The following is a 19100-nucleotide window of genomic DNA, read 5'->3' as shown; positions in this document are numbered from 1 at the left end:
ACGTATGCTTTACAATGCAATCCTGGTTTTAAACAAACCTTACCTCTCCAAAAAATTCTGGTAAATGAAAATTTGGTGTCGGATTATCTATCAAATTCCAAGAAATAAAATGAGGATTTGGTAATTCATCACCACATTTATAGAAATTAGCAAATGCTACTTTGCCTTTCAATGCTCCATGTTTAATTCCAATTAACTCTACAGGAATTACCAAAATCTCTTGCCAGGTTTTCGCCGTATTCAAGGTACGAATATTACTATAAGTATCTACTCTTAAGATTTCTTCCGAAGACAAACGATTTCGTTTAGCCTTTACTGCTGGACCATAACCGATCAAGCCAGTTCCCAAAACATTGAATTCAAAATTGTAATAATTTTTTCTTTCATCCAATGAAATGAAGAACTCCACACAACTATCCTCCCACACATTCTCATTCGGCCTAATAAATTGTCCTTTTACAAATTCCTCTTCCACATCATAATGGAGGATAATATGCGATTTAGAATAAGCGATCTGAAACCTCACTTTCGGGATATACGGATAATCTTCCTTCCAGGAAGCCTCTGATATACCTTGCCAACTGATTTCACTCATTGCTTGCGCAATACTATGATAATCTTGCTGGATATGGGTCAAATCAATCTCGCTTACTTCTAAATGCTTCATCTTATTTACTTAAAAGATTTTCTGCTAAAATCTCGGTTAATTTGGCATGATTTGCTTCCAACTCCTGCACTAATTTCAATTGTGCTTTTGTTCTAACCAAGTTATGTTCATCGTACGCAATTTTATAATACGTATCGCCATCAATATAATCGGTCAAGAATCTAACAGCTTGCATGTAAGGTAGCAAATGTACCGCATAAATTAAAGAATCAACTTCTTCATCAGTTAGGAAATCTTTAGCTTCCGACAAATAACCTGATGTGAAAGATTGAAATAAAGGGATGTTCAGAACCACTTTGTCCAAGTCAGCCTCGTCCTCTGCAGCTGAATTGATGATAGTACGGATAGCATCGCCAAAGTCATATGCCACATAACCCGGCATTACCGTATCCAAGTCAATAACACATTGCACATTATCGTCCTTATCCAATAGAACATTATTGAATTTCGTATCATTATGCGTTATTCGAACAGGTAATCTATTCGCACGACCCATTTCTAAAATGGTACGCATTTTATCTTCTCGTTCGAAAATATAATCCAATAGATCTTGAACTTTTTCAACCCTTTTAACCGGATCTTTTGCAATGGCATTACGTAGGTTCGTCAACCTGAATTCGATATTATGAAAGTTAGGAAGTATTTCTACAATTTTTTTAGGGTCAAGGTCACTTAACTGTTTTTGAAATTGGCCAAATGCCATTCCACCCGAATATGCCTGAGAAGTAGTTTCCAAAATGTCATAGCTCCTTGTTTCTGGTATCAATAAGAAAACCCGCCAATAGTCTCCCGCTTCATCCTTTACATATTTTTTTCCATCCCTAGTTGGCACCAAAGTCATTGTTCTCTTCAACACTTCATCTTCGCCAAGATGTGCCAATTTTGCTTTAAGGTGATTACATACAGCTTCTATATTATTCATCAAACCATCCACATTGGTAAATATATGATGATTTATACGCTGTAATAGGTAAAGGTTATTATTAGCTGCGTCGGTGGTTATTTTAAATGTATCGTTGATATGGCCTGAACCAAACGGAACAGCGGAAATCACTTCCCCGTTAAGTTCAAATTTTTGTGCCGATAAAATGCTCTTTTCAGTTTCTTTGGTTGACATTACTTCACTTTTCATTCATAATTCTATGTAAGTAAACGCAATATCATCATAAGGACCCAATTAATAAAATATTTTTTTCAATCAAACGGTTGCATGATTTTTTACCTATATTTTTCGTAATTTGGGCTTATATATCGTTCAACCCCCTATATGGTCACGGAAATTATTATTATACTTGTCTTAATTGTATTAAACGGAATTTTATCAGCTTCAGAGATTGCTATCGTCTCCAGTCGAAGAGCCCGACTCGCTGCTCAAAGTGAAAAAAATAATGGTGCTCGTGCAGCATTGCAACTTAAAGAGAATCCCAACAACTTTCTTTCTACCGTACAGATTGGAATTACCCTTATCGGAATATTAACGGGTTTTTTCTCGGGTGGTACTATTTCAACCTTTATTGCTGATCAATTGAATCAGATTCCAGCATTATCCGCATATTCCAACCAAATATCGGTTATTCTAGTGGTTCTGATCATCACCTATTTATCCCTTGTCATTGGAGAATTGGTACCTAAGCGCATAGGAATGGCAATTCCGGAGAAATATGCTTCCTTTATTGCGGTACCTATGTCTATTCTAAGTACCATAGTTAAACCTTTTGTATGGTTACTAAGTGTATCTACTGATTTTATTGTCAAATTATTCAATATCAAATCCGGAAGCAATACGGTTACTGAAGAAGAAATCAAAGCTTTGGTAGATGAAGGCGTTGATAGTGGTGTAATTGAAGGTATCGAACATGACATGGTGGACCGCGTACTTAGCTTAGGTGACAAAAAAGCCATAAATCTTATGGTTCACCGAAGTAAAATAACTTATTTGGATATACAAAGGTCTTTTGAAGAGAATAAAGCCTTTATTTTGGCTGATGAACATACCGAATATCCTGTTTGTAACGGGAATTTTGACCATGTGATCGGATTGGTTCATGTAAAAACTTTGTTTAAGGAATATTTGAGTGGAAGAGAGCCTGATCTTACGAAGATATTGCACCCTATCCCATTTGTAAACGAGAATACGTATGCATATAATGTCTTGCAAACACTGAAAACTTCTAAAGTTTTACAGGCCGCAGTTGTGGATGAATACGGTAGTCCGCAAGGTATCATCACCATGACGGATATTGTAGCTTCCTTAGTTGGTGGTTTTGATTCTCCTGAAAATGAAGAAAAGAAAACGATCAGAAAACGGGAAGATGGCTCGTTTGTCATTGATGGTTCTTATCAATTAAGTGATTTTATTGAATTATTCAACCTTGACCTTTCTGAAGACGATGAGGATGAGATAGGTAATTTAACTACAGTAGCTGGCCTAGTGTTTTTATTGTTGGATCACATTCCAGAAGAAGGCGAGAAAGTGGTTTATAAAAACCTGGAATTTGAGGTGCTGGATATGGATGGTCACCGGATCGATAAATTGATTTTAAAGGCATTGAATCCTCCTCAGGATGAAACTTATAACATAGACTAATAATTCTATATTAATTATTACAATTTCATACGCTAAAAATAATTCTTCAAGGCTAAGGAAATAATACCAATTATTTTCTTAGCCTTGACTTATTTGGTTCATTATGGATCTGTATTTTAAGTGAGGTTTAAGTATCCTATAAGTGTGTTTTAGCACTTACACCTCACTTACACCTTACTTACATCTCACTTGCAACATGAAGACAAAATATGTCTTGTCTGTCTTGTCCTTATATAGCTATACAGATATTGGATTAACTCAGAATTGGTTATTCAGGCTATAAGATGATTAATTTGTGCTGAAAGAATTGATTAATTTAATCAGTTCACTTTTTTGCTGTAGTCCACTTTGCCTCCAAACTTGGGTTCCATTTTTATATAGGATTAAAGTAGGTACCCCTTGTACCTGGAATTTTGCAGCTACAGCTTGGTTTTTGTCCACATCAATTTTGATTATGCTTAATTTATCTCCCAATTCTGCCTTAACTTCTTGAAGGATGGGTGCCAATATCTGACAAGGGCCACACCATGCTGCTGAGAAATCAACTAAAACCAATGCGTTACGTTGTATTATTTCGTTGAACGATGCCATTATTATTTATTTAAAGAGAATAATTTATTTAATTTAAAGGAAGACATAACTCCTCCAATTCTTCAATATCTCCATTGAACATATTAAGATCAACTGGTCCTTTTATTCCATTAACAGTTCCTTTTTCGGAGAACTGCCATATATTCCAATGTTTTTTAGGTTTTTCAACCCAAAAATTATAATTGGCAATCCAAAGGGTATAGTCAGCAAATTCCTTTTCTAAAAAATCTGCAAAATATTTATCTCCCGAATAAAGAACAGGTTTTACCTGGAAATGTTTTTCTACCTGCAACAACCAACGTTTCAGTCCTACCTTTAAACTATCCATGGATTGATTTCTAGGCATTTCTTCTATATCTAAAACTGGTGGAAGATCACCGGGTTCCAACTTTACAGTTCGAATAAAATTATTGGCCTGTTTAATGGAGTTTTCATTCGGTCTAAAATAATGGTAAGCTCCTCGGAGTTTGTTCTTATCTTTAATGGACTTCCAATTGGATTTAAATTTGGAGTCTTTTGCTTTTTCGCCCATCGTCGCACGAACGAAGATAAAATCAATCGGAAACTCATCGTTAATTGTCAGGACTTGATCCCAGAAAATAGTTCCCTGATATTGCGATACATCAATGCCGTAGATTTTATCATCATGCCTCCGCATTAATTCTATATTCCTGACATCATATTTTCCATTATCTTCTTGGCTGATCTTTTCCTTTTCGAACCATTTTACCCATAAATAGGCAATTCCAGCCCGGTGTTGGATACCAAAAATCACTAAGACAAAAACTGCAGGCAGAACAATACTCCAAATCAGTAATTTACGCTGATCTTGTTTATCTGGGGTTATTTTTTTCTTGACTGTTTTGCGGGTTTTTGTCATATTGCGTGAAATTAGGCTATTTCTGAATAACCTCAAAGAAAAATATAAATGATCATATACAATCCCAAAGACTGGCTAAGTACCACTATTTATCTTCATACTTTTCGAATTTTCAAAAGACTCCTTCCCTATTTGATTGCATCCGCAGTTATCTCAGCAGCATTGGCTTATTGGGAATTATCTTATGTGGATGCAGAAGATCGAAATATGTTGAAGAACGTCAGCATTGTTCATAGTTTATTGGGTTTTGTCTTGTCGCTACTCTTGGTGTTTAGAACGAATACAGCTTATGATAGATGGTGGGAGGCCAGAAAGCAATGGGGATCTCTTACCAATACCAGTAGGATTTTGGCCATAAAGATGAATGCTTTTTTGTCTCCTGATGATAAAGTGAATAGAAGTTTTTATAGGAAATCAATCGCTTTATTTGCTGAGACGCTTTCATCCTATTTAAAATCTGATTATACCAAGTTTATGCTGGACGAAAAGATAAATCCGGAGTTGAATACATTGGATGATAAAAAACATGGACCTAACCAGGTTGCTGCATTGATTTACAAGAAAACTAATATTTTATATAAAGAAGGTAAAATTACTGGGGACCAATTGATTACGCTAAACAAGGAATTAACGGCATTAACTGAAGTTACAGGAGCTTGTGAAAGAATTAAGAACACGCCTATCCCATTGGGCTATAGCTCATTCATAAAAACATTTATTATCTTGTATACAGCGACTTTACCGATTGGTTATGTGTTTTCTTTAGGCTATTTTGTGATTGCTGCTGTACCATTTATTTTTTATGTTTTGGCTGCTTTGGAAATGATTGGGGAGTCAATTGAAGAACCGTTTGGAGCTGATGCAGATGACCTGCCAATTGAAAAAATGGCTTCAAATATTAAAAAGCATTGTAATGAGATTCTGGTAGCTTAACTAAATCAATATCTCAAACAAAAAAGCGAATCATGTCTGATTCGCTTTTTTAATGATTCATTATTTAAATCTATCGTTTCTTAAAGATATTAAAAATTGATTTTTTCTTTTTATGGTTTCCATAACCGTAACCATATCCATAACCATATCCACCATAACCATAACCATAGCTTCCATAGCCATAACGGGTATCATTAAATTTTACACCATTTAAAAGGATAGCCATATTGGTTAAATCTCCAGATTCATAGATTTTTTGAACTTCTGGCAATTGACGTTTATCCATCTTACCAGCACGTACAACAAATAAAGTCACATCGGTAATTCTATTAACAATCTTAGCATCAGCTACAATTCCTAATGGTACATTATCAACAATGATATAATCATAACGATTCTTTAACTCTGCAAATAAATTGTCAAGTCGTTCTGATAATAAAAGCTCCACTGGGTTAGGCGCTATTACTCCAATTGGAATGATATCAAGTCCGTCTGCAATTCTATCCTTATAAATAATATCATCGATTTGCGTATTGCTATCGGCAAGATAATGTGTAATTCCTACTGGCATTGGAACTTTGGTTTTATGACTTAATGTTCCTTTTCTTAAATCCAAATCAACTAAAACCACACGTTTTTTTAGAAAGGTAAAACTTACACCTAAATTAATGACAGAGAATGTTTTACCGGCTCCTACATTGAAGGAGGTGAAAGTCAAGACTTTCTGTTCTTTATCCCCGGATGACATAAAGCCCAAATTTGTTCGGAATATCCGGAAGGCCTCAGTTACCTCATCGGTTCCCTGCTCTTTAACAACCACTTCCTGTTTTGCGGATTGCATATCCGTAGAAAATGGAATCTCTCCAGCAAATGGAATGGAAACTTCAGATTCGATATCCCGCTTGTTTCGAATCTTCGTATTGAATAATAACATCAATAATAAAACGATCGCTGGAATTGCCAACCCTATTCCTATACCAATAGCAAGCTTCTTTAATTTATTTGGATAAATTGGCCAATCACTTCCTGAGGCGGAGTCAATGATACGGATATTATCATCAGTCATCGCCTGGTTAATTGCATTTTCCTCTCGTTTATTCAATAAGAAAATATACAGTTCTTCTTTAACTTTTTGCTGGCGCTCCACAGAAAGCATCATCCGCTGTTTTGTTGGTAAGGATTGGGCTTTTCTGATAGCGGCATTTTCCTCCTGTTGAAGGTTTCTGATTTTAATATTAAAACCAGTGATTACATTGTCTACAGCTCTAACGATGTTTTCGCGCATAGCCACTAAAGCGTTGTCCATATCCTGGACAATAGGGTTGTTCGAGTTTTCCCCTGCTTGCAATCGATTCCTTTTTAAAAGGACACTATTATATTCAGAAATAATCGATTCAATGTTACCATCAACTAACCCAGTATTGCTAGGAATAAGATCTCTTGCACGCGCGGGATCATTTAATCGTTGACGCATGATCTCTACCAATTTTTTCTGCGTTTCTATATCCTTACTCGTCGATTGGTACCCACGAGATTCAGACCAATATTGTTCGCCTGCAGCTTTTACATCCAAGCCTTGGTTTTGAATTTTCATTCCTTCTATATCGGATTCAACAGAACTTAATTCCTCTTCAATAATCGCTATCCTATCCCTAATAAAATCAGCCGTATTATGAGCTATCATATTCTTATCTTTGATAGTCATCACATTATAGACTTTTATTAATTTGGTGATCATATCGGCAGCTCGCAATGGATTGCTATCTTCCATAGTAACCTGCAAAAGCTCTACATCTTCCAATTGACGAATTTGTAATTTACCCAAGAAATAACCAACCATGGCATCTATAGGAGATTTGGTAATGGTAATCTGTTCATCAGAAGACTTACGGTAATTCAAATTGGGATTAAATTGAATTATCATTTTTCCAACGGGAGTATTTACCAATTGGTTCAAAGGAACAATAATAGATTTTGCCTCTTTATTAGTAGAAAAATCTGATAATTCCACTTCATTAGCATCTTTACGTCGTAAATTGAAAGAAAAACCTGCATTTTGGTTGATGCCTTCAAATTCTACTAAATAAGGTGATTTGCGATATAATTCTAATGTACGCAGTCCCGATTTAACTGAATAGCTAATATCTGTATTTAGTGAATCAATGGTATTTCGCATTAATTCTTTTGAACGTAATTGTAAAATCTCACTGTTTACATTGACGGCATTATAAAAGTTATTAGGTCGTGCAATCCGTGTAGCAACCATGGTATTACTAGCTGTCTTAATCATAACAGTTTCAGACTGGCTATATAAATAAGGAGTCTTACTATATTGATAATAATAATATCCTCCAAAAATCAATACAGATAATAAGAACCATTTCCAGTTGGCTAATAAATAGCGGAAAAGATCTAATATATTGATTGACTTTTCTTGTTGTTTTTGCATATATGTGTTACTTATTTTAGACATAGTTTTATTTTTTGAATACAGCTAACATAGTAAACACCAGGGTAGTTAATCCTGTAAACATACCAATATATCTCCAGGTCATATCCTCTCTAGGTGTAGTAACAGCTGTTCTAGGTTTCACATATACAATATCATTCTGTTTTAAATGGAAAGTGGGAGATTCAAAGAGAGCTACCTTTTCGATATCATTCAAATACATTTTCCGTGTTCCATTTTCCTCACGGATGACAGCAACTTCATTTGTCATCGCGTTATTGGTTAATCCACCACTACGTGTAATCGCTTCCAATAAATTGATTTGACCGTCTGGTACATTTAGAATTCCAATACCCCCTACTTCACCCATCATAATGATTTTCAAATTGGTCAATTCAACTTTAACAGTAGCATCATTTAAAATTTTATCACCTTCTAATCTACTTTTGATAAGGTTCTTTATCTCATCAATAGATTTTCCTTCTACATTTAGGGTTCCTAAAATTGGAAATTCAATATTTCCATTCTGATCCACTAGGTAACCTCTATCTGAGCCGACTACATTTGATAAAATAGCTCCCTTTTCATCCACAGTATATAGTCCAGATTCATTATTAAATGGAGCGGCTAATTCCGGATTTTTTGAGCCAACTTGTATACTTAATCGGTCATTGGCTTGAATTTTCAATGGTGGAATTTTTTCCATTTCATATTGAAGGTTTGGAGACATATCTTCCACGAATACGACCTTTTTGGATACCAAACAAGAATTCAATAATAAGAGCGTAAAAACGCTAATTCCGAAAATGATTTTTTTCATGATGGATTTTTTATGTGGATAAGTTAGTGTATGACAAAGATGCAGCTTCAGCGTTAGGTAAACAAACTAAATTTGCTATTGGTATAATTTGAACAATTTGAATTAAAATATCGGTCATGGATGAAAACAGGTCGGCATTCCATCGAATGGCTGAACAGCTCGGTAAAACGGATATCAATTTATCGGTATTTTCCATAAAGGTTAGTGTGTTTTGAGGTCCTTGCTTTAATCTCACAAAACCAGCCAATTTCCTTTTTTCGTTACGATAACAGGCTGTTTTTCCGCTCCAAGGCGTACCAAAAATTAAAACTTCGCCATTTATCAAACGAATTGCTGGATTATCATCATTTAACAATGAAAATCCAGGAATGTTTTCTAACCAAAGTCTACTGTGTGTACTCTTTCCAGTACCACTTTTTCCTAAAAACGCGAATGCATTTAGCCCATTTTCAACCACAGAAGCATGGATTAAAATGGTATTTTCAGATAAAGAGGCTTGAGCAAATATTACCATTAAAAACCAGGTTAAAACATTCTCTTTATATTTGTTAAAACTTGCTGCTTTAATCCGAACCTTTTTAAAATCTTTACTACTTAGCATGGACCATTCAAATTGACCATCCTCACTTTTTAGAATCGTTAAATACTGGTCTCCATATTCATAAAATTTGAATCTATCCTGCCAGAAATTGGAAATATCAGAAAGTAATTTAGCCTCTTTCAGATCATAGGATAATTCATTAAACGAAACCTCAACTCTACTAATAATTGGAATTTCTTCAGAAAATTTGGATTTAAAATCTGTAAAAGAAGGTAATATAACATCCAAATTGAAGGTTTGAGGAACTTGAAGTTCTAATCCAAGACCTGCAACTGCATAATAAACCGTTTTGTGCATAGTTTCCAATTTTGAATGCATGATTAGTTCATTTGAATTACTTTTTTACATCTTAAAGCCACTTTCTCATCATGAGTAACAAAAATCATGATCTTTTCTTTTGCATATTTCATCAAATTATCAAGCAGTCGATTAGATGTTTCTTCGTCCAATGCAGATGTTGCTTCATCAAAAAGCCAAATGTCGCAATCTCTTAAAATGGCTCTAGCGATAGCGATTCGTTGTGCCTGTCCTTCGGATAAGCCATAGCTTTGTTCGCCAATTTTGGTATGTAGTCCTTCAGGAAGCTGAAAAACAAAATCAGCGCAAGCGTGATTTAATGCATTGATCATTTGCTCTTCGGTTATGGATTTATTGATAATCCTTAAATTATCATAAATGCTACCTGAAAATAAGGTATTACCTTGAGGTACATAGGAAAAGTTCAATTTATGCGAACTGTTCAAGTCCTTTACATCCCCAGTTTTATCTTCCAATATAATTCTTCCTTTAACAGGCTTTATCAAGTTTAATAATAGTCTTATTAATGTTGTTTTGCCTTTACCACTTGCTCCTACAATAGCAACCGGCTCCCCAGCTTTCATATCCACATTAAGTTTATGTATCACATCCTGATGCTCGTAAGCAAAGGTTACATTTTCAAACCGTATAGAATTAATTTCTTTTGCAAAATGGTTATTGGAAGTTTCAACCTGTTCAATAAGATCAATTTCCATTAATCGATCTGCTGAAGTACGAAATCGGATGAAAGCAGGAAAAAACGTAATCAATGATAAAATAGGTGATTGAATGCGCCCAACCAATTGTAAAAACGCAGTCATAGTTCCAAAAGTAATTTCATTTTGGTGCAATCGATAAATTCCCCAGATAAAGGCAGTTAGGTAACCTACATTAATGGCTACTTTCATCATGGTTTGGGTTAATAGATTGAAATTCAATTGTTTAAGTTTTAAACCTAACGAATTTTGCTGTGCAGATTCCATGATGAAATGGCGGGCTGCAAATATACTTAGGGACTGGATTAAACCCCTGTTCCTTAAATTTTCCTGCATAATATTTCCAACCTCACTCTCCGATTGTTTAACATTATAGTTTAATTGGCGAAGTCGCTTAAAATATATTTTGGAAAATAAAAACAAGGGAGAAATAGCTATAATCATGATGGCTAGCATAGGATCAATTACCCATAAGAAAATGAAAGTAGCTATCAATTTTAAGGTAGTTACAATAAAGTTAACTCCAGCATGACTGATCATCTGAACAACTTCATTACAATCGTTTGTAATTCGAACCATCACATCACCAGTAAACCATTGTTTTAGTACCTGCCAAACTGCATTCAATTGTTTAGCAACAATTTGGTTCTGAATCCTTAAGGTAAATTTCAGTTGGGTTTTCTGGTTTATATAAGTCGCGATCAATTTAGCAACTATACCCGCAAAAACGCTTCCTACCACTAAAAATATATGTAATCTTAAATCCCCTGGTATTACATTTAATGCAATGTCTACCGACTTTTTCGAATAATAAACAAAGAGCAATGAAAAGACAATACTGCTTAATTCTAGTAAAAAATAAACAAATATCTGCGCATGGAAACCTTTTGCAAAGTTCCACGCCCAATTGATCTGTCTTTTAATGGAATAATTCATTCTTTATGTCCAATTAATCTATCACGTGTTTTAAAAATTGGAAACCAAAAGGCTTCTGCAGGGGCATATTTTTTAGCATTCAAAAGATGAGGTACTACCCGTTCCAAAGCATTGTTTCGTTGTCTATTTTCTTTTAAATTATCCGAGTGTTGAGCATATCGTGTATCATGGAAACCAAAATTACCAGCTATAAGCACATCATTTAATAACCATTTGGCATCTTGCTCAGGATGATTCTCAAATGGAAGAAAATTTTTGGATAATCCTAAATATTGAATAAGCAGGTTATTAACCATATACATCCAATCCAATATTCCTAATTTTTTATAATGTGCCTGAAGCTTTAATTTATCAATTTCGCTTATTGATTTTTTATATAACCTTGCCACATCACAGAATTGCCGTAAGCCAATTCCAAAACCCAAATAATGTTTTAAAATATGGGAATTGGTCTGAATATGTGCCAATGTCCAGGATATACCATTAATGGTCTTTTCCTGAATTTTTAATTTCCTATAAAATCCCTTTTCAGCATTTATCAATTTTTTGATATAACGCTGTTTAAATGGATTTAAGATATCCATCATTTTGGTATGGTGCTCCACTTCACATGATTTCCATAGGTAGATTGAACTGTTCAATGCACCGGTATTTACTTGGATGTTTTTTGATCTTATTAAAGCATTAGCCCGTTTAAAATCTTTAATAGAATCAAAATATAGATCAATATCTCCACTGCTTCTCAATAAAGGTTTTTCATAAAGACTCGCTAAACTTAACCCTTTCAGCAAGGTAAAAGGAATGTCCTCTTCTTTAAAGATATCATCAATTTGAACCAATATTTCGGCCATCAATTTATTTTGTCTTTCAATTTGGTCTACCCTCACAGTCCATCGAAGTTGAAAGATTTTATGTGGTAAAAAAGCTGGAGGTAATTTCAACATTCCTTCATAAACAATTCCCTCAACAGTTTGTGCCATGGAGATGCTGTACAGGTTTTTCCATTCCTCCTTATCTAAAGGAAAGATGGAAAGATCGTCAATTGGACTATCCCAAAGTCCAGATCTTAATAAAGTGAGAAATGCCTGTTGTACCTTATTTAACATTAATCTTCTGCCAACAAATTATTCTTTTTAAAAATGGCAATTAAATTTTCAGCATCAGCTTCAACCGTTTTGTGATCATTATCAGAGAGTTCGTATTCTTCCATCAACAATTTAACCACATCATCAACAGTGAAATCTGTATTCTTAAGCGAATTCCACAGCCAAGCTGCAGTTTCATTCAAGGTATACACCTTAGAGAAATCCATCATGCCCTGATCAGGTTCTATAATCACATAATCCTCCCCTACCTGCCTTACTTCTAAGTCCTTACGTAACCTCATGTATATCTAAATATAATTCTACTTCTACTTAATCTTAAATATTTTATAAACAAAAATCCTAAATGGTCGAGCTAGAAACCAAAACATCGCAGCTATTTTAGAAGATGCAGTTTGTAAATTGATTTGTTTTCCATTTCTAATCACTACTTCAACCGATGCAAACACTTCCTCTTTAAATATTTGCTCTATTTGAGCTAAATTACCATCTCCAGCCATCCATATTAAATTATTTTTAATACGGATAATCCTATGCATGACATAGCCAGATTTTGTATCTGCTAAAACAATGTGCCCAATTTTTAAATCCCTTTCCTGAATAGGCTTAAGAATTATCCTTTCACCTGGTTTAAGAAATGGTCGCATACTTCCTCCTACTACTGTAATCTGAACTGGTTTGCCCTCTTTTAATAAAGGCTTGACCTGTTCAAAAAAGAGCTCATTCTTAATACGGAGGACGCTAGGATCATTGTTTTCGTATGAATTATGCATAGTAGAAAGGCAAAATTAATAATTAATTAAAATAAGGAATATGCTTCTCGAATGTAAACGGCTAAAAATTATTATTTGTAGCTAATTTATGATTTCAGAGGCAATTTTAAAGACTTTTATAGATGGTAATAGTCTTATCAATCATTTTATCTAAAGTAAAATTTTGTTGAAAGCGTTCTGATGCGCCTTTACTCAATCGGTCGTAAAATTCTTTATTTTCGCCTAACCTTAATATAGCATTCCTAAAATCATCAACATTTTCTATTGGAACTGTTAATCCAGAAACCTCATGTTCATTAACCCAGCTAACACCAGAACCAGGAATTCTAGTGGAGATAACAGGCTTACCTAAAGACATGGCTTCGATCTGTACGATAGCAAATGCTTCCGTTTTAATAGTCGAACTTAAACAAAAAATATCACAAGCTTTAAAATAGTTGGGTACATCTTCGTCTGCTATAAATCCTAAAAAAGTAATTTTATCTTGTAGATTTAAAGCTTTTACTTGATTCTCTAGCTGTTCTCTTAATGGCCCGATTCCACCAATGAGTAAATGGTAAGAATCATCCAAACCCTGGATTGCATCTATTAAAAAGGGATATCCCTTATATTCGACCAGACGACCAAGCGCAAATAAAATTTTTTTGCCTGCAAATCTTCCTATTATCAAGTTTGCTTTTGTAGAATCGGTTAACAAAGGTTCAACTCCAATAGGGATATGAGCAATTTTTTCTTGAACTTTGGTTAAGAACTGAGACTCTTTTACATAAATTGGACTCGTACCTACTATCAAATCTGCTCTTTTGATCAACCAATCCTGAAGCGGTTTATATAGCTTCAGCAAGGTTTTTTGTTTCAGGATGTCACTATGCCAGTGCAATACTACTTTTCCTTTAAAACCTGCTAAAAACAGGCTTAAAGTTGCCATAGGATCTGGATGATGGATATGAATGACATCATATTGGTTAGCAATACTTCTAAGCTTGCTAATCATCTTTGGTGCCAACATGGTAGCAGCAACTTTAATTTGCGTGGAGACAACGAATAACTTGGCATATTGATTTATAACTATATCTGTTTCCGGAAAATTTTCAGTGGAAGCACATAACATGTCACAGTGAATTTCCCTTTCGGATAGTCCTAACATGAGATCATACATGACTTTCTCCACTCCGCCACGAATGGGATAAAACTTTCCTACTTGTAATATCTTCATTTTTTGAGCGTATAAATGTAATTAAAAAGCTTATGAAATAAGGTTGCCAGAAAAATTGTTGATAATATAGAAACTCCTAAATAAAGCCAATTATTCTGTATAAAAATATGGTTACCTCGGAGTATAAAGTATAGAACTCCGTGGATAAGGTAAGTTTCATAAGAAATCTTCCCCAAGAAATTAAATATGCTACCCTTTGATAATCCAGAATAACTTAAAAGAATGACGACTGCTAATACTATAAAAACATATGAGAAGATATATAAAAACTCGATTTTAAAAAACGCGAAAATAAAGGCCAATCCTAAACAGATTGGGACAAATAAAATATTACCAAATTTTGTTCTGCTCCATCCGATTAATCGTGATTCTTGGGCTTGAAATAACATACCGAAAGGAAATGCAAGGTTAGACACCCACCAAGCACGATCGAATCCTTTTTGATAAAGGAGATATGAAATAATCAATGAAATGGAAAACATACTGATTATTTTAATTTTCAGGGACCATTTTGTGCTGAAAACCACAAAAAATACTAGATAAAAAATCAAAATAATATATGCAAACCAAGAATAAGGTAAGGGGGTTAATCCGATCCAAAGATTTTGGAATATTTCTAGATTGAATATTCCTTTATCAAGAAATTGAGTGAATAAAAAAAAGAAGGTGATGACCAATAATGGTAAAATAATTTTCCATAATCTCTTGCCTAAAAAACCTTGAAGATAAGATTGTTCTTTTTTTCGGTAAGAAGCCATTAATCCATATCCCGAAATAAAAAAGAATAGGGCTACTTTGGTTCCTGCCCATTTTGTGATAGTCAAAAACAAAGGCATTTCAGCATGGAAATTGAGATGGCTCAGGACAATCAATATACTTAATATTCCTTTGAAACTGTTGGATTGTTCAATGGTGAATGGTACATATTTCTTTTTCCACAATGAAATGGATAATAGATATAATATTCCAATAATTGCTATGAAAGAAATAGAATTCATTTAATTTCCCTTAATTCAATAATAGTTGAAATAACTGCAACCAATTCGTTGCTTTTGGTTCTTTAATTTCAATAGATGGAACGGCTTTTAATTGGTGGAAATCTCCTTCAATTAATTCTTTCATTAAAATGGCTAATTGTTGTTCATCATCTGGATGGAAGAATGCTGTTAATTGGCTGTCCTGCGCTGTTTCATGTGCATATGGTAAATCTGCCAAAAGCATAGGCTTATTAGAAATTTTAAATTCAGAAATCGGCAATCCCCATGATTCAATTTTGGAAGGAAAAATCAAACAATCAGTTTTGTTATAACATTCCATTAACATACCTTTTGGAATAAAGCTCATGAAGTCAATTTGTGCTATATTTTTCCAATTTTTATACAACCATTCGGCATATTTATTTTCATTTCCCTTTACGGTAATTTTAACCTTAAAATCTGTAATATGGTATTTTTCAATCAATATTTTTGAAGCTTTGCATATTACTTCAAAATTCTTATGGCTGTTCGGTGAGCCTGCAAATAAAAAGCTTTTAACTTTTTGTATTTTGGAATTTGACTGAATTGCATGTTGCAAGTCCATATCTGGAGGGGAAACAATAATTCGTTTCTCGTTGAGATCAAACATTTGAGACAATGCTTTTCTAAACCATTCTTGTTGTACGACCAAATAATGGTTCTGATGGATATTTGTTTTATAAATGTATTTGGTCATCAAAGCAAAGAGAACAATTTTTGGCGCAAATATTACATCATGCATTTTCCAACGATAAAAGGAAAAAGAATTGTGGCAATAAACGGCCTGACGTTCCGCTTTTACGGTAGGGCTTGTATCATGTAATGAAAACCATAAATAAACAGGACCAATTTCTTTGGAAATACGGTTCATGGAAACATATTCGTACCATAATCTATTTGTCCATCTTTTTTTTGGCCAGGTGGTCTCTATATACTCAATATTAGGAAAATCTGCCAACTCCCGTTTAAAAACAATAGCTGTCACATGATAACCATGCTTAGGTGCAAAATCAGATAGAAATGCTAAACAATCTCTTAAAATAGCTAATGTACCAGCTTCCACTAAATTAACAGCAGATATGACAATCTTTTTCATTTTTTAGCAGTTAATTCAGTAAAAAGGTTTATCCATTTTTCCATGACGCGATCCTCGGAATAATTAGTTGAATTTTCAAATGCCTTTCTACCCATTTCCCTTCTCCTATTTTCGCTATTCATTAATTCCAATAGTCGTTTTGCAAATAACGTTTCATTCTCCTCTGGAATTAAAAATCCATTTTCTCCATCAGTTATAATATCTTTCGGTCCACATTTACAAGCATAGGCGACCATAGGTAGACCACAGGCTTGTGCTTCTAACAAAGCCATAGGTAAACCTTCATACCTTGATGTTAATGCGATGATGGAACTATTAAGATATTCTTTCTCAATATTCTTAACTGGTCTTTCCAATGATACGCTATGTTGCAATTGAGCATCATTTATCTGTTGTTGTAGTTCACTTTCTAACGGACCTGAACCAAAAATCTTCAGTTTCCAATCTGGGTTCTGTTTATCCACTCTTTCCCAAATCCGTATTAAAGAATCGAAATGCTTTTGAAAATCATATCTTCCTACTGCTATTACTTGTTTGATATTTAATTCAGCCAAGCTATTGGGTGTAAAACTATTTGCATTTGGTATTACGAGAATATTGTTCAATGCACCCCAATAATTTTTGTCCTCTTCGGTTAATACTACAAATCGATCAAATAGTTTAATGGTTTTTAGATCCTGTTTACTGCGCCATCTATCTACCAAGTTCCAAAGGCCTCCTCTTCCATATTGGATTCGTTTAAATCTCGAAAAATGAATTTCTGCTATTTTCTTACTTCCGTCTTTGATTTTTAAAATGATAGCTGCATCATGATCGAATAAGGATATGGTAATATCTGGTTTAATTTTTTGAAGAACCTTTTCTAAAGATGCTTTATGTTTTCGTTGTTTGCGTGGAAAATCTAATATTTTGGTCATTAGACCTTGGTTATTATTTTCCGTATAATTTATATGAAGATCAATTTGGTCAATTTGTTCATTAAGTTGAAAATAGGGTTTTCTACCGAGTTGATCAGTGGTAATTATTGTTATTTGGTGGCCTAATTTACTCAAATAATTGGCTTTATTGGCCAATACTCTTTCCATCCCACCCGAATTAAACGTACCGAGGATACAATAGACTATTTTCATCTAATTTTTCATTATTACCTATGACATCCAATTCTTCAACCTCATTTTCTTCATCGTCTGAAAACGTATCTAGGCAATAAAACAAGGCATAAATAAAGAAAATATCCGTTGCCACCTTAACCCAGAAAATAAAGGTTAATACCAAGAAAATAAGAAACATCATCCAATATTTTGGATAGCGATTCATAAAATATAGTGCGTTAAAAACAAATAGAAAAGCAAAAACAGAAAAGCCAATTAATCCACAATAAAGAATAAAACGACAATAGCCGATATCTGTACTGAATTCATATAAACCAAATTTTCCTGATCCTATAAGCCAGGTTTTTTGGTCTTCTGGCCATATCCACATTTCTCTATTTAATTTGTCGGTAGATCCCGTTCTCCATTCCCCATGTTCTATCCAATTAAAAAAACCTTCGAATGCGAATCGCATTTGATCATAGAATTCTTTATTGTTATTGTATAGATAGACGGAAATAAATATGGCAAGAACTAAGAGAAATCCAAATAGAATCCCAAGTTTTATAGATTCCATTTTAACAATACTTCTAAACAAACCAGATCCTACAAAAAAATAGATCAATGAACTAGATACCCCAAGAATAGTTGTACGAGCAATCGCATTACCAATTACAGAAATGGTAAAAAAAGCAATCAATAACATGGCAATATACCATGAATTTTCTCGCGTTTTAATACTATTATTTAAGGATGATGTTATCAATACAAGGACAAGAGAAAACCGGACCCCTGCAGAATCAAGAGCAGCCCCTATTCCATATAAACGATTTACTTCATCAAAAAAATCCTGGCCTTGATTTACAATACTATCTACCAACAATTTAAAAGCAGGAATATTATCAATCATTAAAGCAGCAACACATTGAAAAAAACATACAGCAGCCAAATAATTTGTTAGGATCCTTAAGGAAGCAATTTCATGAACTATTCTAATAATATAACAGACCGCAAAAGCTCCAAAAAACCAAACAGAGAAGCTTACAATATAACTTGCATAGGAGTAATCTGTCGTATTATTTATATCAGTAGAATAATAGCAAATAAAAGAAAATAATAAAGATATAATAATGGAAATAAGCAACCCTCTACTTACAGTTAAATTCTGTGTTTTCAACCAGTTCAAACCAGCAAAACCAATACCTAAAACGCCCAACATCATCTTTGTATTGAGACTAGCAGGTAGAAAAGTAAAGCTTATTGGAAAAAAATAAAAGCTAACTATAACCGCAATAAATATGTAAGATATTATTTTGAACATTTTATAA

At 33.9% G+C, this 19100-nt stretch carries 18 protein-coding genes; 2 read left to right on the top strand and 16 right to left on the bottom strand.

Going from position 1 to position 19100, the window contains the following annotated elements; genetic code table 11:
* Nucleotides 1–28: 28 nt before the first annotated feature.
* Together E3D81_RS03325 and E3D81_RS03320 are read right to left on the bottom strand one after the other, a co-directional pair.
* Nucleotides 29–667, bottom strand: a complete 639-nt coding sequence (locus E3D81_RS03325; protein ID WP_134776393.1) for a carbohydrate-binding family 9-like protein — start codon at nt 665–667, stop codon at nt 29–31.
* Nucleotide 668: 1 nt separating this feature from the next.
* Nucleotides 669–1799 carry a phosphotransferase enzyme family protein gene (locus E3D81_RS03320; protein ID WP_134776392.1) on the bottom strand — a complete coding sequence of 377 codons (1131 nt, stop codon included), beginning with the start codon at nt 1797–1799 and terminating at the stop codon, nt 669–671.
* 135 nt (nt 1800–1934) lie between these two features.
* Between E3D81_RS03320 and E3D81_RS03315 the strand changes: the two genes are divergently transcribed.
* Entirely contained in the window at nt 1935–3254 is a 1320-nt protein-coding gene (locus E3D81_RS03315) for a hemolysin family protein (RefSeq protein ID WP_134776391.1), read from the top strand.
* Between the two features lie 288 nt (nt 3255–3542).
* Here E3D81_RS03315 and trxA read toward each other — a convergent pair whose 3' ends face one another.
* Together trxA and E3D81_RS03305 are read right to left on the bottom strand one after the other, a co-directional pair.
* Nucleotides 3543–3845, bottom strand: a complete 303-nt coding sequence (gene trxA, locus E3D81_RS03310; RefSeq protein WP_134776390.1) for a thioredoxin — start codon at nt 3843–3845, stop codon at nt 3543–3545.
* A gap of 28 nt (nt 3846–3873) precedes the next feature.
* The gene (locus E3D81_RS03305; protein ID WP_134776389.1) at nt 3874–4725 is read right to left on the bottom strand and encodes a GH25 family lysozyme; all 852 of its coding nucleotides are present in this window, start codon (nt 4723–4725) and stop codon (nt 3874–3876) included.
* A 48-nt stretch (nt 4726–4773) separates the two neighbouring features.
* Here E3D81_RS03305 and E3D81_RS03300 point away from each other — a divergent pair, with 48 nt between their 5' ends.
* Nucleotides 4774–5658 (top strand): bestrophin family protein, encoded by an 885-nt coding sequence (locus E3D81_RS03300; protein ID WP_134776388.1) that lies wholly within the window; start codon nt 4774–4776, stop codon nt 5656–5658.
* Between the two features lie 70 nt (nt 5659–5728).
* Here E3D81_RS03300 and E3D81_RS03295 read toward each other — a convergent pair whose 3' ends face one another.
* The 12 genes from E3D81_RS03295 to E3D81_RS03240 form a co-directional block, all read right to left on the bottom strand.
* Complete coding sequence (locus tag E3D81_RS03295) at nt 5729–8107, bottom strand: GumC family protein (RefSeq protein ID WP_245153277.1); 2379 nt, start codon at nt 8105–8107, stop codon at nt 5729–5731.
* A 28-nt stretch (nt 8108–8135) separates the two neighbouring features.
* Nucleotides 8136–8927 (bottom strand): polysaccharide biosynthesis/export family protein, encoded by a 792-nt coding sequence (locus E3D81_RS03290; RefSeq protein WP_134776386.1) that lies wholly within the window; start codon nt 8925–8927, stop codon nt 8136–8138.
* 10 nt (nt 8928–8937) lie between these two features.
* Nucleotides 8938–9825, bottom strand: coding sequence for a hypothetical protein (locus E3D81_RS03285; protein ID WP_134776385.1), 888 nt, complete (start codon nt 9823–9825; stop codon nt 8938–8940).
* 23 nt (nt 9826–9848) lie between these two features.
* Nucleotides 9849–11477, bottom strand: coding sequence for an ABC transporter ATP-binding protein (locus E3D81_RS03280; RefSeq protein WP_134776384.1), 1629 nt, complete (start codon nt 11475–11477; stop codon nt 9849–9851).
* Entirely contained in the window at nt 11474–12583 is a 1110-nt protein-coding gene (locus tag E3D81_RS03275; protein WP_134776383.1) for a nucleotidyltransferase family protein, read from the bottom strand. The genes E3D81_RS03280 and E3D81_RS03275 overlap by 4 nt, the downstream gene beginning before the upstream one ends.
* Nucleotides 12583–12864, bottom strand: a complete 282-nt coding sequence (locus E3D81_RS03270; protein WP_099365560.1) for a PqqD family protein — start codon at nt 12862–12864, stop codon at nt 12583–12585. Before E3D81_RS03270 ends, E3D81_RS03275 begins: the two co-directional genes overlap by 1 nt.
* Nucleotides 12865–12888: 24 nt before the next feature.
* Nucleotides 12889–13353, bottom strand: coding sequence for a S24/S26 family peptidase (locus E3D81_RS03265; protein ID WP_134776382.1), 465 nt, complete (start codon nt 13351–13353; stop codon nt 12889–12891).
* A 106-nt stretch (nt 13354–13459) separates the two neighbouring features.
* On the bottom strand, nt 13460–14569 hold the full coding sequence (locus E3D81_RS03260; protein WP_134776381.1) for a glycosyltransferase: 1110 nt from the start codon (nt 14567–14569) through the stop codon (nt 13460–13462).
* Nucleotides 14566–15567, bottom strand: a complete 1002-nt coding sequence (locus E3D81_RS03255; protein ID WP_134776380.1) for an acyltransferase family protein — start codon at nt 15565–15567, stop codon at nt 14566–14568. Before E3D81_RS03255 ends, E3D81_RS03260 begins: the two co-directional genes overlap by 4 nt.
* A gap of 10 nt (nt 15568–15577) precedes the next feature.
* A complete protein-coding gene (locus tag E3D81_RS03250) occupies nt 15578–16681 on the bottom strand; it encodes a glycosyltransferase (protein WP_134776379.1) in 1104 nt (367 codons plus the stop codon).
* Nucleotides 16678–17766: a glycosyltransferase family 4 protein gene (locus E3D81_RS03245; RefSeq protein WP_245153276.1), complete on the bottom strand. Its 1089-nt coding sequence runs from the start codon at nt 17764–17766 to the stop codon at nt 16678–16680. The genes E3D81_RS03250 and E3D81_RS03245 overlap by 4 nt, the downstream gene beginning before the upstream one ends.
* 10 nt (nt 17767–17776) lie before the next feature.
* Nucleotides 17777–19093 (bottom strand): hypothetical protein, encoded by a 1317-nt coding sequence (locus E3D81_RS03240; RefSeq protein WP_209023096.1) that lies wholly within the window; start codon nt 19091–19093, stop codon nt 17777–17779.
* Nucleotides 19094–19100: the final 7 nt, after the last annotated feature.

Origin of the sequence: Sphingobacterium sp. CZ-2 (assembly GCF_004526235.1) — a bacterium.
In the GTDB taxonomy this organism is placed as follows: Bacteria; Bacteroidota; Bacteroidia; order Sphingobacteriales; family Sphingobacteriaceae; genus Sphingobacterium; species Sphingobacterium tenebrionis.
The sequence above is the reverse complement of the archived record's forward strand: the minus strand, read 5'-3'. Positions and strand labels throughout refer to the sequence as shown.

Coding starts and splice junctions, on each gene's coding strand:
- E3D81_RS03325 (WP_134776393.1), bottom strand. CDS start 667: ATGAAGCATTTAGAAGTAAGCGAGATTGATTTGACCCATATCCAGCAA.
- E3D81_RS03320 (WP_134776392.1), bottom strand. CDS start 1,799: ATGAAAAGTGAAGTAATGTCAACCAAAGAAACTGAAAAGAGCATTTTA.
- E3D81_RS03315 (WP_134776391.1), top strand. CDS start 1,935: ATGGTCACGGAAATTATTATTATACTTGTCTTAATTGTATTAAACGGA.
- trxA (WP_134776390.1), bottom strand. CDS start 3,845: ATGGCATCGTTCAACGAAATAATACAACGTAACGCATTGGTTTTAGTT.
- E3D81_RS03305 (WP_134776389.1), bottom strand. CDS start 4,725: ATGACAAAAACCCGCAAAACAGTCAAGAAAAAAATAACCCCAGATAAA.
- E3D81_RS03300 (WP_134776388.1), top strand. CDS start 4,774: ATGATCATATACAATCCCAAAGACTGGCTAAGTACCACTATTTATCTT.
- E3D81_RS03295 (WP_245153277.1), bottom strand. CDS start 8,107: ATGCAAAAACAACAAGAAAAGTCAATCAATATATTAGATCTTTTCCGC.
- E3D81_RS03290 (WP_134776386.1), bottom strand. CDS start 8,927: ATGAAAAAAATCATTTTCGGAATTAGCGTTTTTACGCTCTTATTATTG.
- E3D81_RS03285 (WP_134776385.1), bottom strand. CDS start 9,825: ATGCACAAAACGGTTTATTATGCAGTTGCAGGTCTTGGATTAGAACTT.
- E3D81_RS03280 (WP_134776384.1), bottom strand. CDS start 11,477: ATGAATTATTCCATTAAAAGACAGATCAATTGGGCGTGGAACTTTGCA.
- E3D81_RS03275 (WP_134776383.1), bottom strand. CDS start 12,583: ATGTTAAATAAGGTACAACAGGCATTTCTCACTTTATTAAGATCTGGA.
- E3D81_RS03270 (WP_099365560.1), bottom strand. CDS start 12,864: ATGAGGTTACGTAAGGACTTAGAAGTAAGGCAGGTAGGGGAGGATTAT.
- E3D81_RS03265 (WP_134776382.1), bottom strand. CDS start 13,353: ATGCATAATTCATACGAAAACAATGATCCTAGCGTCCTCCGTATTAAG.
- E3D81_RS03260 (WP_134776381.1), bottom strand. CDS start 14,569: ATGAAGATATTACAAGTAGGAAAGTTTTATCCCATTCGTGGCGGAGTG.
- E3D81_RS03255 (WP_134776380.1), bottom strand. CDS start 15,567: ATGAATTCTATTTCTTTCATAGCAATTATTGGAATATTATATCTATTA.
- E3D81_RS03250 (WP_134776379.1), bottom strand. CDS start 16,681: ATGAAAAAGATTGTCATATCTGCTGTTAATTTAGTGGAAGCTGGTACA.
- E3D81_RS03245 (WP_245153276.1), bottom strand. CDS start 17,766: ATGGAAAGAGTATTGGCCAATAAAGCCAATTATTTGAGTAAATTAGGC.
- E3D81_RS03240 (WP_209023096.1), bottom strand. CDS start 19,093: ATGTTCAAAATAATATCTTACATATTTATTGCGGTTATAGTTAGCTTT.